The organism is Paenibacillus sp. FSL L8-0340 (assembly GCF_038593145.1).
Lineage (GTDB): Bacteria > Bacillota > Bacilli > Paenibacillales > Paenibacillaceae > Paenibacillus_AQ.
In genome coordinates, this window is sequence record NZ_CP151967.1 from 109,252 (window position 1) to 124,044 (window position 14,793).

Consider the following 14,793-nt stretch of genomic DNA (forward strand, 5'->3'; position numbering starts at 1 on the left):
TCCCATCGTAGCGCAGACGGGGCAATGGCTGCAACAGGGATCAGTTCATCCACCAGCGCTTAATGTCGCTCCACAAGGAATGTTCATCCTTGGCAGGGACTGCGCTGTCCTTTGATCCGCCGGATGGAGCGGTGTCTTCGCCTGCACCATGCTGGTCACAATATTCCGTAGGTTCTGTACCGCTGATGAAGGTTTCCAGCTCCTTCTCGGGGCAGGCGGCCGTGGCCAGCTTACCGGATTGCGGGTTAATGTACACGCTAACCACGCCGTCGGGAATCGGAAAAGTTTTTGGCGGGACGTTTGCCAGTGCTTTTTCCGTGAACTCCGCAAAAATTGGCGCAGCCCGCCTTCCGTCAGACGTGGCGATCTCACGCCCTTTATCATAGCCTACCCAGACTACGGTAGACAGCTCGGGGGTGAAGCCGACCATCCAGCCGTCGGTGTCAGTGGTGCCGGTCTTGCCGGCCACGGGACGTTTGATAACGGAGGCGACACGATTTCCCGTTCCGCCGCTCTCGAATACACCTTCCATCAGCCGGGTCAGCACATAGGCCGCTGCCGGCTCGACAACCTTTTGCCCCCGGCCCTGCGGAGCCTCATAGAGCAGATTGCCTTTGGAGTCGGTAATCTTGAGGATAGCCGTCACAGGCAGCTTAGTCCCTCCGCCGCCAATCACCGCAAAGGCTGAGGCCATCTCCAGCGGACTGACCGGCGAGGTGCCGAGCGCTAGTGAGGGCACGCTTTGCAGCGGGCTGCCGATACCCATATTAGCGGCCATTTCGGCGACCTTATCCGCCCCTACCTTCATAATGGTATTCACGGCATAAATGTTGTCAGAGGCGGCAATCGCCTGACGCATATTGATCTCTCCAAGATATTTGTCGCCAAAGTTGCGGGGCTGATAGGTTTTGCGGTTATTGTCGTAATGGAACAGCGTCGGCTGGCTGTTAAAGACAGACAGTCCGGTCATCGTCTTGGACGAGAGTGCGGTTAAATACATAATTGGCTTAAAGGAAGATCCCGGCTGGCGCGTTGTGGCTAAGGCATGGTTGAACGGGTTGGTGCGGTAATTTGTGCCTCCGACCATCGCTTTGATATAACCGGTGCGGGGGTCGATGGAGACAAGGGCGGTCTCCAGCTCACTGCTGCCGTCCATTCCTTTATCGACAGCATCCTCTGCCGCCTGCTGCATATCGGAATCAAGGGTGGTATAGACCTTCAGCCCGCCCTGGTCCAGCTCATCGCTGCTGATATGCAGGGTGTCGATGACAAGACTGCGCACATAATCGCGAAAATAGGGTGCGGCCACAGTGGTGTCCTTCTGACCCTGAGGCTTGAATTTCAAGCCTTCCCGGGCTGCTGCCTGGGCCTCCGCATCGGTAATATCGCCAACATTGGCCATAGCGGACAAAATGATGCCCTGCCGCTTCTTGGCATTCTCCATATGCGTATACGGCGAATAGTAGGTCGGGCCCTTGGGAATCCCGGCAAGCATGGCGCTCTCGGCCAGATCCAAATCCGCCGCAGCTTTGCCGAAATACATTCGTGCAGCCGCTTCAATGCCGTAGGCTCCATGTCCGTAATAGATTTCATTTAAATACATGTTCAGGATTTCGTCTTTACTAAACTTCATCTCAAGCTGCATCGTATATAAAGCTTCCTTCGCCTTACGGGTCCAGGTCTTCTCATGGGTCAGGTAAAGATTGCGCGCAAGCTGCTGGGTTAGGGTGCTGGCCCCCTGCGTGCGTTTGCCCGCCTCCAGATTGACGAGTACAGCCCGGGCCATACCTTTTAGATCAAAGCCGGAGTGGTCATAGAACTTACGGTCCTCCACGGCCAGGGTTGCCTGTATGAGCAGCCGAGAAATCTCTTCCAGCTTTACAGGGTCCCGGCTGCGCCCGTCGTTGGTGAAGGTGGCCAGCACATTGCCCCGGGAATCGAGCAGCTTGGAGCGGATATCATCTCCGATCGGAGGAAGGTCTTTCTGATATAGATAGCCGATCAATGCCCCGGAAGCGAGCAGCAACAGTACGGTCATGACGGCCAGCAGCCGGAACAGCCCGCGGAAGCGGTGTTTCTTTGCCTTGGGTTTATCAGAATCGCGCGGCATGGCATCAGGCTCCTTCTTTATAAATATCTAAATTATAGGAAACGACGGCTGTATTCTTATTTCCTCATTAATTTTCATTATGGGGAAGGATGGGATCAGATATTCAGGAGACCTGTACTTTGCATCAAAAGAGACAAGAGGGAGCCGTTTGAAGGACGGTGACCAAATTGTCTTCTTTTTGTGATTTTCTCTGGTGGATCGAGCAGCGGCGGGGGAGTATAACAGAGTAGTGTTTACAGAAAAGGGTATATATCTTACAGGAGGTGTTCTCATGAATTGGACCCATAAAATACACCACACGGCCTTAACGCTCCTCTCGGCGGGCCTTTTGGCGGTTTCCGGCTGGGGAGCATCCGCTTCACCGGCGCAGGCAGCGTCAGTACCGGCACCTGCCTGCGGCAGCGGCGATCACGGATTGTTGCAGGAACTGCAGGCGAAACTGAGCAGCACCCAAAGCGCACCGCCCAGCTTTAACGATCTCCAATTTCTTGGCGCAGATACAGGCCGGGCGGCAGGAAACGGCTTTATGATCGGTACGTCAGATGGCGGTTGTCACTTTCAGGAGATCTACAAGGGACAATGGAACTTCCGCCAAATGGATTTCCCGGACAACGTCAAAGGTTGGGCACTGGCTTCAGTTCAAGACGGTTCAGCGGTCTATCTGATTACAACCTCTGACGGAGGCTCTACCTGGAAGAGACTTTTGGACAAGGCGGTAACTTTTGAGCGAATTGATTTTACAGACAGGATGCACGGCTTTGGGTACAACCGGACCTCTTCCTACTACACTGCGGACGGCGGCCTTAGCTGGAGCAAGATCTCAACACCGGCCCACACCAGCGGCGCAGAGTTCAGCAGCCGCAGTAACGGTTGGGCAGTTGTAACTGCACCGGGTTCCGGCTACCGGATCATGAAGACTACGGATGGCGGCTCCACTTGGAAGCTTAGCCTGAAGTCCGCCTTTGCCTATCCTGAATCAGGACGAATCTATGCGAAGGGTGATCAAGTATACGCCTTGCTATACGGGGGGAGCGGTATGTCGCAGACCTCTTATTCACTGTATGCCAGCGGTAATAAGGGCAACAGCTGGCGCAGAGTAATTGCCGAGGATTCGGCTGGGGGCGGACCTGCGCCGGGCAGCGGCGCCGAGCCGCTCAAGACGGGACCTGCTTCCGGCAAACCGGGCAACATGCAGCTGGTCGGCAACAGCACCGCTTTTCTGTCCGGCTTCTCTCCGGCGGGAGAGAAGGTAGCCGTTGGCAGGACTTATAACAGCGGCAAGCAGTGGTCAAATCAGCCGGCCATTCCTGGGGTTGACGGTATGATTTCTTTTACCGGCAGCAAAGTGGGCTGGATGGCCATGAAAGGCGTCAATAGTTCCTCCCTGTACGCTACGGAAGACGGCGGTACCACCTGGAAGCTGAAATTGACTTTTAAAGGAACAGAATAATTATCCGGCAGCGGGACCGCATGGTCCTGCACGGATGGCGGCTCCTCTGGGGGCCGCTTTTTGTATTTCGAACATCTAGTTACTACCCCGGGAAAGTGTGTTTTTTTCGCCGGTATGGTAAAATTTTATGTACTTTCTAAGGTAGGCGCCCGGCGTGTGAAAGGGTTGCTTATCCAAACAATCTTGAATAACCATTAGGAGGACTTCCAATATGGCTTTTCGCGTATCTGCTGTGCAATATCATCTGCATACGATCTCTTCATTTGAGGAGTTTTCCGCTCAATGCGAGCACTACATAAAGACAGCGGAGGAGTATAGCGCCGACTTCATCCTGTTTCCCGAATTTTTAACGACGCAGCTAATGTCCATAGGTGATGAGCAGGGCAAGGCCCTGGGAATTAACGACCTGCCGCAGTTTACCGGCCGCTACCGGGAAATGTTCTCTGGTTATGCCCGGAAGTACGGTGTACATATTATTGGCGGAACCCACGTACTGCGCAGAAATGGCAAGCTGTACAATGTGGCGCATCTCTTTTATCCGGATGGAAGAATTGCCGAGCAGGCCAAGCTGCACATTACACCTGCGGAAGTTGAAGGCTGGAATATGGGGGCGGGAGAAGGGCTGGAGGTATTCCAGACCGATAAAGGCACCATCGCCATGCTGACCTGCTATGACATTGAATTTCCGGAAATTGTACGCATGGCCAGAGCCAAAGGTGCAGACGTGATTTTCTGTCCCTCCTGTACGGATGACCGCCATGGATTCCACCGGGTAAGATATACGAGTCACGCCCGCGCGATTGAGAATCAGATCTATGTGGTGCTGACGGGGACCGTAGGCTCCTTGCCGACTGTCGACCTGATGCGCGCCAATTTCGGCCAGGCAGCGGTCATTACGCCGAATGATATTCCTTTTCCGCCGCAAGGTCTGCTCGCCGAAGGTGAAATTAATGACGATATGATCATTACCGCCGATCTGGATCTGGAGCTGCTGTACAGTGTGCGCGAGAAAGGTTCTGTAACGACGTGGCGGGACCGCAGGACAGACCTCTACACAGATTGGAAGTAAGGAGTGGAGCACGGTATGTACTACAAAACCTTTTATGCTTTTGACGGAAAAATCCCGGTGCCTGCGGTTATCCGCCAGTATACCGAAGACGATTTTGCCGAGCTGATCACCATTCAGTCCGAAGCATTTCCGCCGCCTTATCCTGCTGAATTATGGTGGAACCGGGAGCAGCTGCTGAATCATGTGACGCTTTTTCCGGAAGGCGCGCTCGCTGTGGAAGTGAACGGGGAACTGGCTGGCTCGGTGACAGGGCTGAAAATTAATTTTGAGCCGGAGGGTGAAGGGCTTCATCATACGTGGTCGGAGGTTACAGCAGACGGTTATATTACCACGCATCAGCCGGATGGAAATACGCTGTATATCGCCGATTTATGCGTACGTCCCAAATACCGCAAGCTGGGACTCGGCAAGGAACTGGTGCAGTCGCTGTATCACGTTGTGGTGGAGCAGAAGCTGGAGCGGCTACTGGGAGCGGGAAGAATGCCCGGCTATCATCTGCAGGCTTCCCGGATGCCGGCGGAGAAGTATCTGGCCGAAGTGGCCGCCGGCACACTAGCTGATCCTGTGATTACCTTCCTGCTGCGCTGCGGGCGGACGCCGGTCGGGGTCGTAGCCGATTATCTGGACGATGAAGAATCGGGCAATTTCGCTGCACTGATGGAGTGGCGCAACCCCTTTGTTTCACGTGTATGAAGTCGTAGTGAATTCATAACCGGATGGAGGAGGAAATGGAATATGGAATATATAAGAATCACCGATATTGGGGACCCGTTGTTCAGACAAGTGCATCAATTGCTGGCAGAGGTGTTCCCACCGGAGGAAGTGCTGGAGTATAGCTTGTGGAAAGCGCCGCTTGAAGATCCCGGGATTCGCGTATTTGCCGCCGTCCATGACGGAGCTGTGGTGGGCACAACGGAATACCGTTATTATCCGGACTGGAATGTGGCAATGACCGACTTCACCATCATTGGCCGTGAGGGTCTGGGGATCGGGCGTTTTCTGGCCCGGAACCGGCTGAAAGACTTGAACAAGATTGCTGCGGATAGCGGCAAAATGCTGTACGGTATGTTCGCAGAAATCTACGATCCTTACCGGGCCGAGCATCATGAGTTTGGAGGCGTTAAGCCGATGGATCCCTTTGTACGCCGTGAGGTGCTGTCGCACTTAGGCTATAAACGTCTTGATTTTCCTTATGTACATCCCTCGTGGACGGGCGACGGGGAAGCGGTAACCGGACTGGATCTTTGTTTCATGCCCGCAGATGAGGAGCAGGACCGGCTGGATGCATCTTTGGTTGGCAATTTCCTGACCCGCTATTATGCTGTGCTGGAGGATAAGCCTGAGGCCTGGCTGTCGATGGTGGAAGGTCTGCGTGCCCAGGATAAGCTTGAACTGCTGCCGCTTTAATTATTCCTCATGGCGAATTAGCCATTGAATTGCTCTCTTGAACTGGATATAGTGTACAATGGGAAAGCGAATATGACTTTGATTAAATATAAGAAAGAATAAGCGAGGAACACGTGATGGCTGAAGTACAGTCCGACAAATACGGTGTTTCCGTGACACTGGAAAGCCTGCAGGACGGGCAGCGAAATGTTGTAAAAGCAGCCGGAGAAGTTACTGCCAGAGGGCCGCAGCTATATATCCGTTATGAAGAATCCAGTCAGGGCCCGCAGGGCGAGGCTGTCTCCGTCCGCACCACCATAAAGATTTCAGACAGCGAGCTGAAGCTGATCCGTCACGGCGGAATCCAGTCCGAGCAGTCTTTTGCGCCGGGGCGCCGCCTGCCGGGATTCTACCGCTCCCCTTACACACAGTTCAATCTCTCTACAGAAACACGGAAGCTGGATATGGTCCGGAACGGGCGGTCGCTGACGGTTTCATGGGAATATGACCTGTACGTTTACGAGGAGTTATCAGGACAGTTCGCGATCAGTTTGCATATACAGGAGGAACCACAATCATGACACAAAGTTCAAATCCGCTTCAGCTTGCCAATGAACGGGTGAAAGAAGCCATCGCCGATGCAGTTGTTGCCGCAGGCCTGGTGACCAGAGAAGAGCTTCCCGCTATCGTGCTGGAAGTGCCGAAGGACAAAGCGCATGGCGATCTGGCAACCAACGCCGCGATGCAGCTTACCAAGATTGCAAAGCGTAATCCGCGCCAGATCGCCGAGGCGATCATTGAGCACCTGGATACGGGCCGTGCTTCTATTGAAAAAGCAGAAATTGCCGGACCCGGCTTCATCAACTTTACTTTGTCCAAGAGCTACCTTTATCCGGTAATCGCTCTTGCCCACGAGCAGGGTGACAACTACGGCCGCATAGATGTTGGCCAAGGGCAAAAGGTTGAAGTGGAATTCGTCAGCGCGAATCCTACCGGCAGCCTGCACCTGGGGCATGCCCGCGGCGCTGCTGTCGGCGACGCACTCTGCAACGTGCTGGATTATGCCGGCTACAAAGTAACCCGTGAGTATTATATCAACGACGCCGGCAACCAGGTGGCCAATCTGTGCAAGTCGATTGAGACCCGCTACCTGCAGGAGCTGGGCCAGCCGGCCGAAATGCCGGAGGACGGCTACCATGGCGAAGACATCAAGGGATTCGCTAAAGAGCTTGTGGCTGAGAAGGGGGATTCTCTGCTTGCGTTGACTCCGGGGGACCGTGCCGCTTTCTTCCGCACTTACGGTCTGACCAAGGAGCTGGACAAAATCAAACGCGACCTCGGCCGCTTCCGTGTCAACTTCGACATCTGGTTCAGCGAAACCTCGCTGTATGAGAATGGACAGGTGCTGCGCTCACTAGATGAGCTGCGCGACCGCGGAGAGGTATACGAGCTGGACGGGGCAACCTGGCTGCAGACGACCAAATATGGCGACGACAAGGACCGCGTACTGATCAAGAACGACGGAACCTATACCTATCTCACGCCTGATATTGCTTACCACAGCGATAAATATAGCCGCGGCTACGATAAAATGATCAATATCTGGGGCGCTGACCACCACGGCTACATTCCGCGGATGAAGGCCGCGATGTCGGCCCTTGGCAACGATTCGGAGAAGCTTGTGGTGCTGATTGCCCAAATGGTCAGTCTGTTCCAGAACGGCGAAAAGGTCAAAATGTCGAAACGTACCGGCAAAGCGGTTACGATGGAAGACTTGATGGAAGAAGTCGGCCTCGACGCGATCCGTTATTTCTTCACGATGCGCAGCATGGATTCGCATCTGGACTTCGATATGGACCTGGCAATTTCCACGTCCAATGAAAATCCTGTATTCTACGTTCAATACGCGCATGCGCGGATCTGCAGCATTTTCCGCCAGGCGGAAGAGCAGGGCATCACATTGCCGGATTACACCGATATCGATTATACGAAGCTGACGGCAGCTCATGAATATGACCTGCTCCGCAAAATCGGCGAATTACCGGCGGAGATTGCCATTGCTGCCGAAGGCTATGCGCCGCACCGCCTGATCCGCTATGTCTACGATCTGGCTGCGCTGTTCCACAGCTATTACAAAGCCGAGCGCGTGATCACCGAGGATGCCGCACAGACCGTGGCCCGTCTCGCCCTGCTGGGCGCTGCGCGCACGACGATTGCCAACGTGCTGCGCCTTGTCGGTGTCACTGCACCTGACCGCATGTAGCTGCAGCTTGCGCCAGCAACTTAAAAGCTCCGCCTTCCGGTGAAAGGAAGGCGGAGCTTTTGGCGTGAGGCAGTACCGGTGCCGCCGGGTCCTGCCTTGAATAACGCCGGGCCGGGGACCGCCCGCAATCTGGGCGGCCCCCGGTCCGGGCTGGTTGCAGGCCCCCGTGCCGAGGGGCCTGCTGCTGCGCGCCGCCGCAGAGCGCCCGGCGGCAGCTGCCGCCCGTTGCCTACGCCTTCGCGGCGGCGGCAACGGGCTTCGCCCGTGCGCCCGCCCGCAGCAGGCGCAGGGCATCGGCCGCGCCGCCGCCCAGGGAAGCGCGGCGCTGGCCCTTGCGCAGCCGCACCGGCGAAGCCGTGCGGCGCAGCAGCAGCTTCAGCTCGCGCGGCGTAAGCGACGGCCGCAGTGCGAGCAGCAGTGCAGCGGCACCGGTGACATGTGAGGTCGCCATGGAGGTGCCGCTCATCTCTTTGTAGCCCTCCCTCAGCCAGCAGGAGGGCACGCTTTCGCCTGGTCCGTACACATCGATGTACGGACCGCGGTTGCTGAAGGCCGCTACGCGGTGCCTTCTGTCCAGAGCGCCGACGGCGATCGTCTCGGGGTAACGGGCGGGATAATCCCCGCCCCGTTTGCCGTCATTGCCGGAGGAAGCGATGATGGCGATCCCGGCCCGATAGGCCTTGATCACCACATCATGAAGTGCTTTACTTCTTGTTTTCATCCCGAAGCTCATATTGATAATGTCGATCTTGTTCTGTACACACCAGTCGATCCCGAGGACAATATCTGACACATAGGCGGAGCCGCTGTGGTCAAAGGCTTTGACCGGATACACCAGTGCCCGCGGGGCTACGCCCATCATTCCGCGAGTGCCGCCCGCTGCGGCCAGTGTACCGGCAATATGAGTGCCATGCCCGTTATCATCGAGCGGCAGCATGCCTCGGTGCAGCAGATTCACGCCGGAGGCCAGGGAATGCTTCAAATCGGGATGGCGGTAATCGGCTCCCGTGTCAATGACGCCTATTTTCACATGCACTCCGGTTGATTTGGACCAGGCCTGGGGAGCATGTATCGCCTTCACCCCCCATGGCATGACGGCGGTTCCGCTCTTGTCCGGGGTCACGGAGTGGACCTGTATCCGCAGGTCATCTTCAATGCGCAGCAAATCGGAGAATTTATCCATCAGTCTTTCTGCACCCGCAGCAGGCAGAAAGAAGGCCCGAATCAGCGGGGAAACCTGGACCTGCCGCAGCCCGGGCCGCTTTTTCTTCAGCGCCTTCCACTGTGACAGCGCTCCGGCATACTGGCGGGCATCGTTGAAGGTAACAATACGCCGCTCAGTAGTATTTTTGGGGGCAGCCGATATCTCATCAAGCAGCATCTGCCAAAATCCGTAATAGTCCATAAGTTATACGCCGTCCCCTCCTCGGTGCCGTGCTGCCATATTGTATGAAAGAAGGCGTACGTCCGAATGGGAACTTGCCCTTTTTTAGCGAAATGGGCTGCCCATCGTGTCAAAAGGCGGCGCTTCACATAAAATAAACGGAAGAGATCTAAACCTCTCTTTGCAACATCCCGTAAGGAGCCGATCCTTGGCGTGGATACAGTCATGCGCGGAGGAATTTCCTCCGCCTTTTTTAGCAAATTAGAAGTATAAGCTTGGCGCTATACTATCTTCATATTCTGTTGTACTTAACACAATTTCCTGGCGTTGGGACAGCCGGGTACATATGATCAGATCGAACTGCTTCGTACGTGCCCGTGCAAGCAGTGACTGAGACATCCGAAAGCGCTTCAATCCTTCAGGGACGCCAGAAACAATTCTCCATACCAGGACCGCAAAGCGAATCTTCCGGCCTCTCACCGCAATTGACTTGCAATTTGCTGGCAAATAGGTTTTACTTAGGTTTGTTAATGGATATGATAAATTAAGCATGATTTGTAATGTGAACAATGCGTGAGAGGAAGTGTCCTTTAGTGAGTACGCCACTCAATTTAAAGCTGGACCCTGAGAAAGTTAAAGAAATACCGATGGTGGACCTGGCTTTCCTGGTGCTTAAAGCAGCCAACACACCTTTTTATTACCGTGACCTGATGGTTGAAGTAGCCAAGCTGCGCGGTATGACCGAGCAAGAAAGCCAAGATACTATTGCCCAGTTATATACCGAGATTAACATTGACGGGCGTTTTGCCTGTGTCGGAACCAACCTGTGGGGGCTGAAACGCTGGTACCCTCTGGAACGCTCCGATGATCCTGTCGGCAATACCAAACGCGTTCGTATCATCAACGATGAAGACGACGATTTGGAAGATGATGATTTTGCCGAAGAAGAAGAGAACTATGCTGCTGAGGAAGAGGACTTCGACGTTATCGACGAAGATCGCGACGACCTCTATTCAGACGACGACAGCGAAGAAGAAGTTGACGAGGATGTTGTCATTGATGAAGATGACATTGACGAAGACGAAGTGGATGAAGATGACTCCGAAGACGGCGAAGGCGAAGATGCCGACGAGGACGAGAAGGACGAATTTTAGAATAGTGCACTAGGGCAGAATTCCTCCCTTGACATGGGTAGGACCGTCAGAGTAAACTATTGCATGGGCTTATAATGAACGTTAATATTATTTTCTAAAATAAAAAGTGCCCCGGCTCTACGGGTGTCACTTTTTTGTTTTTTTAGATGGTTTTTCCGTGATTGGATGAACACATCCCTGGTTTTTTGGGATGGCAGAAGTAACTTTTAAGTTCCCCGTTTTGATGATGGAAAAAAGGGTTACGATAAACAAATGCGTCGCCTGAATTTCTGGACTTTATTTAGGAGGGTTTTACAGTGACAAAGTATATTTTTGTAACGGGTGGCGTTGTGTCTTCCCTGGGCAAGGGCATCACCGCTGCTTCGCTGGGCAGGCTGCTCAAGAACAGAGGTCTGAAGGTGACGATCCAGAAATTTGATCCTTATATCAATGTAGACCCTGGAACTATGAGTCCTTATCAGCACGGGGAAGTATTTGTCACCGATGATGGTGCGGAAACTGACCTCGATCTTGGACACTATGAACGGTTTATTGATATCAATCTGTCTAAGAACAGCAATGTGACGACAGGTAAAATTTATTCCTCCGTAATCAGCAAAGAACGGCGCGGGGAATATTTGGGCGGCACGGTTCAGGTTATTCCTCACATCACGAATGAAATCAAGGAACGGGTATACCGCGCCGGCCGCGAGACTGGCTCTGATGTAGTTATTACTGAGATCGGCGGTACTGTGGGTGACATTGAGAGCCTTCCGTTCCTGGAAGCTATCCGTCAGATTAAGGGTGATATTGGCCGGGAAAATGTAATGTATATCCACGTAACCTTGATTCCTTATATTAAGGCTGCGGGTGAAGTAAAGACAAAGCCGACACAACATAGTGTCAAGGAGCTGCGCAGCATTGGGATTCAGCCGAATGTGATCGTGTGCCGTACGGAATATCAGCTTTCTGATGACATGAAAGCCAAAATCGCCTTGTTCTGTGACATCGACGCCAATGCAGTAGTTGAGTGCCGTGATGCTTCCACACTGTATGAGGTTCCGCTTAACCTGCGCGATGAAGGTCTGGATGAGATTGTGGTTAATCATTTGAAGCTGACTACACCTGCGCCGGATATGCGTGAATGGGAAAGCATGCTGGAGCGGATCCAGAAGCTGGAACACACCGTGGAGATCGCTATTGTCGGCAAGTACGTTGCTTTGCATGATGCATATCTGAGTGTGGTGGAGTCGCTTTCGCATGCAGGTTTCGCAGCCAATGCGGAAGTGAAGCTCCGCTGGGTGGACGCCGAGATGGTGACCGACGAGAATGTGGACGAACTGCTTGGCGGAGTAGGCGGCATTCTGGTGCCAGGCGGCTTCGGCGACCGGGGGATTGAAGGTAAAATCTCCGCAATCCGTTATGCCCGTAAGCAGTTGATCCCGTTCTTCGGGATTTGCCTGGGAATGCAGGTTTCCGTTATCGAATACGGCCGTTCCGTGTTGGGACTGGCAGGGGCGAACAGTTCGGAGATTGATCCGACTACATCGCATGCGCTGATTGATCTGCTCCCTGAGCAGAAGGATATCGAAGATATGGGCGGCACCATGCGTCTTGGACTGTATCCTTGCAAGCTTTTGCCGGATTCACTGGCTATGTCCTGCTATGATGATGAATTGGTCTATGAACGCCACCGTCACCGGTATGAGTTCAATAACGCCTACCGCGACGAAATTGAAAAAGCGGGTCTTGTGATCTCCGGGACTTCACCTGATGGACGTCTGGTGGAAATTGTGGAGCTTCCGGGTCATCCTTGGTTCCTGTCGGTACAATTCCATCCGGAATTCACTTCCCGTCCGAACCGTCCGCAGCCGCTCTTCCGTGAATTTGTCAAAGCTTCACTGACTCATTCCGAACAGCTGTAATTCATATGTCAAACCGGCCCTCACGGGTCTTTGAAAGCCTCCATCTGGAGGCTTTCTTCAAAATATGGGGCAGTACAGGTTGTGCGCTATACCTTTTCCTTCATCTCTACAGAAACGGATGTCGTCCTTCGTTAAGGACGGCAAAGCCGTTTTTTTTGGTTATAAGGGTTTGTATACCTTTAATGCTGTTGAGAAATTTAATTTTTATAGTTTTGAATTTACCATTCCCGGGTAGTCAGTATTAACCATTATATGGATTGTATTTACCCATTTTATCCAATTAGCAGGATTTTGGCTATAAAGCACGAATTATAGGTTTCGTATAGACTAAGTTGTAGTGGGCCGTTAGCTGTGCGGAGCGCGGTATAGTCAATCTGCCTTAAATCTGGGAGGGTATGATATGGAAAAGAAGAAAGTTTTAATTGTCGACGATCAGAACGGAATCCGGATTCTTCTCATGGAAGTCTTTAATAGCGAAGGGTATACCACTTTTCAAGCAGCTAACGGAAAATTGGCACTGGACATTGTTCGTAGTGAATCCCCAGACTTGGTTCTGCTTGATATGAAGATTCCGGGAATGGACGGACTCGAAATCCTGAAGCATTTGAAGGAGATCAATCCGGCCATAAAGGTGATTATGATGACTGCCTACGGAGAGCTGGATATGATTAAGGAAGCGACAAAACTCGGAGCACTGATGCACTTTACCAAACCTTTTGACATTGATGAGATGCGGGTAGCCGTGAACATGCATCTTAACAGCAAGTCGATAGACCAGTGCAGCTAGTGTTGGAATAGGCGGTTTGGGATGCTCCTGAAATGGACAGTCTAAAGAGGATGAGTTCCGCTAAGGATATGGGCTGGATGAATATCGTCCCACCGGGACATTTTTTTGTGTGCCCTATTTAGTATTTAACACAGGATGTGCTATAATAAGCCTGTATGTGATGTCGGCTTATATATAAGCAACCAACATTCTTAGGAGGATTGAAACCATGCCATTAGTATCTATGACAGACATGTTAAACAAAGCACTTGAAGGAAAATATGCAGTAGGCCAGTTCAACATCAACAACCTGGAGTGGACTCAAGCGATTCTTGGTGCCGCAGAAGAAGAGAAATCACCGGTTATCCTTGGTGTATCCGAAGGCGCAGCTCGTCACATGGGCGGATTCTACACTGTTGTAAAGATGGTTGAAGGTCTTGTTCATGACATGAAAATCACCGTTCCTGTAGCGATTCACCTGGATCACGGTTCTAGCTTTGACAAATGTAAAGAAGCCATTGATGCCGGATTTACTTCCGTAATGATCGACGGTTCCCACCACCCAATCAGCGAAAACATTGAAATGACTAAAAAAGTCGTTGACTATGCACACGCTAAAGGTGTTTCTGTAGAAGCCGAAGTAGGTACAGTTGGCGGACAAGAAGATGACGTTATTGGCGGCATTCAATATGCTGACCTGAACGAATGCGTAAGCATCGTTAAAGAAACCGGCATCGACACTTTGGCTCCGGCACTTGGTTCTGTACACGGTCCTTACCATGGCGAGCCTAACCTCGGATTCAAAGAAATGGAAGAAATCCGCAATGCGGTTAAACTTCCACTGGTTCTGCACGGTGGTACAGGTATCCCTGAGCACGATATCAAGAAATCGATCTCCCTGGGTACTTCCAAAATCAACGTAAACACTGAGAACCAAATCGCATTTGCTAAAGTAGTTCGCGAAGTTCTTGCTGCTAAACCTGATGCTTACGATCCACGTACATTTATCGCACCAGGCCGCGATGCCATCAAACAAACCGTTATTGGCAAAATCCGCGAGTTCGGATCCAGCAACAAAGCGTAATTTATTTCAGCCCTTAACGGACGAGCTACCCTTGTTTAGAGTGCTCTTTCCTTTGTGCATCTGCACAGATTAATATCTTTATGCACCGGGACAGGTTATTTAACGCTGTCCAGTTGAATAGTTTGATATGGAAAGCACACCGCTTAGCCGGTGTCTTTCCATTTTATTCACCAAAAATGCCACAGCAGGTATTGCCGGATAAGTTGCAATACACGTAGGGGGA

General features: G+C 52.6%; 12 protein-coding genes. 10 read left to right on the forward strand and 2 right to left on the reverse strand.

Annotation, left to right across the window (positions count from 1 at the left end):
* Positions 1-40: 40 nt before the first annotated feature.
* Entirely contained in the window at positions 41-2,110 is a 2,070-nt protein-coding gene (locus tag NST07_RS00535; protein ID WP_342480911.1) for a PBP1A family penicillin-binding protein, read from the reverse strand.
* Positions 2,111-2,381: 271 nt separating this feature from the next.
* On the opposite strand from NST07_RS00535, the gene NST07_RS00540 reads away from it, so the two are divergent.
* From NST07_RS00540 to argS, 6 genes are all read left to right on the forward strand, one after another.
* On the forward strand, positions 2,382-3,560 hold the full coding sequence (locus NST07_RS00540) for a hypothetical protein (protein WP_342480912.1): 1,179 nt from the start codon (positions 2,382-2,384) through the stop codon (positions 3,558-3,560).
* Positions 3,561-3,771: 211 nt separating this feature from the next.
* Positions 3,772-4,629 carry a carbon-nitrogen hydrolase family protein gene (locus tag NST07_RS00545; protein WP_341089094.1) on the forward strand — a complete coding sequence of 286 codons (858 nt, stop codon included), beginning with the start codon at positions 3,772-3,774 and terminating at the stop codon, positions 4,627-4,629.
* Positions 4,630-4,644: 15 nt separating this feature from the next.
* On the forward strand, positions 4,645-5,322 hold the full coding sequence (locus tag NST07_RS00550) for a GNAT family N-acetyltransferase (protein ID WP_341089095.1): 678 nt from the start codon (positions 4,645-4,647) through the stop codon (positions 5,320-5,322).
* Positions 5,323-5,364: 42 nt separating this feature from the next.
* Positions 5,365-6,036, forward strand: coding sequence for a GNAT family N-acetyltransferase (locus tag NST07_RS00555; protein ID WP_341089097.1), 672 nt, complete (start codon positions 5,365-5,367; stop codon positions 6,034-6,036).
* A 116-nt stretch (positions 6,037-6,152) separates the two neighbouring features.
* Complete coding sequence (locus NST07_RS00560) at positions 6,153-6,596, forward strand: DUF1934 domain-containing protein (protein ID WP_038584542.1); 444 nt, start codon at positions 6,153-6,155, stop codon at positions 6,594-6,596.
* Positions 6,593-8,278, forward strand: coding sequence for an arginine--tRNA ligase (gene argS / locus NST07_RS00565; RefSeq protein WP_341089099.1), 1,686 nt, complete (start codon positions 6,593-6,595; stop codon positions 8,276-8,278). The genes NST07_RS00560 and argS overlap by 4 nt, the downstream gene beginning before the upstream one ends.
* A 229-nt stretch (positions 8,279-8,507) precedes the next feature.
* Here the strand turns inward: argS and NST07_RS00570 are convergent, their stop codons facing one another.
* On the reverse strand, positions 8,508-9,683 hold the full coding sequence (locus NST07_RS00570) for a S8 family peptidase (RefSeq protein WP_341089100.1): 1,176 nt from the start codon (positions 9,681-9,683) through the stop codon (positions 8,508-8,510).
* Between the two features lie 572 nt (positions 9,684-10,255).
* Between NST07_RS00570 and rpoE the strand changes: the two genes are divergently transcribed.
* The 4 genes from rpoE (at position 10,256) to fba (ending at position 14,570) form a co-directional block, all read left to right on the forward strand.
* A complete protein-coding gene (rpoE, locus tag NST07_RS00575; RefSeq protein ID WP_341089102.1) occupies positions 10,256-10,816 on the forward strand; it encodes a DNA-directed RNA polymerase subunit delta in 561 nt (186 codons plus the stop codon).
* A gap of 296 nt (positions 10,817-11,112) precedes the next feature.
* Positions 11,113-12,720, forward strand: a complete 1,608-nt coding sequence (locus NST07_RS00580; RefSeq protein ID WP_342480913.1) for a CTP synthase — start codon at positions 11,113-11,115, stop codon at positions 12,718-12,720.
* Between the two features lie 400 nt (positions 12,721-13,120).
* Positions 13,121-13,507: a response regulator gene (locus NST07_RS00585; protein WP_038584563.1), complete on the forward strand. Its 387-nt coding sequence runs from the start codon at positions 13,121-13,123 to the stop codon at positions 13,505-13,507.
* 208 nt (positions 13,508-13,715) lie between these two features.
* Entirely contained in the window at positions 13,716-14,570 is an 855-nt protein-coding gene (fba, locus tag NST07_RS00590) for a class II fructose-1,6-bisphosphate aldolase (protein WP_038584566.1), read from the forward strand.
* The last annotated feature ends 223 nt before the right edge of the window (positions 14,571-14,793 follow it).

Coding starts and splice junctions, on each gene's coding strand:
- NST07_RS00535 (WP_342480911.1), bottom strand. CDS start 2,110: ATGCCGCGCGATTCTGATAAACCCAAGGCAAAGAAACACCGCTTCCGC.
- NST07_RS00540 (WP_342480912.1), top strand. CDS start 2,382: ATGAATTGGACCCATAAAATACACCACACGGCCTTAACGCTCCTCTCG.
- NST07_RS00545 (WP_341089094.1), top strand. CDS start 3,772: ATGGCTTTTCGCGTATCTGCTGTGCAATATCATCTGCATACGATCTCT.
- NST07_RS00550 (WP_341089095.1), top strand. CDS start 4,645: ATGTACTACAAAACCTTTTATGCTTTTGACGGAAAAATCCCGGTGCCT.
- NST07_RS00555 (WP_341089097.1), top strand. CDS start 5,365: ATGGAATATATAAGAATCACCGATATTGGGGACCCGTTGTTCAGACAA.
- NST07_RS00560 (WP_038584542.1), top strand. CDS start 6,153: ATGGCTGAAGTACAGTCCGACAAATACGGTGTTTCCGTGACACTGGAA.
- argS (WP_341089099.1), top strand. CDS start 6,593: ATGACACAAAGTTCAAATCCGCTTCAGCTTGCCAATGAACGGGTGAAA.
- NST07_RS00570 (WP_341089100.1), bottom strand. CDS start 9,683: ATGGACTATTACGGATTTTGGCAGATGCTGCTTGATGAGATATCGGCT.
- NST07_RS00585 (WP_038584563.1), top strand. CDS start 13,121: ATGGAAAAGAAGAAAGTTTTAATTGTCGACGATCAGAACGGAATCCGG.
- fba (WP_038584566.1), top strand. CDS start 13,716: ATGCCATTAGTATCTATGACAGACATGTTAAACAAAGCACTTGAAGGA.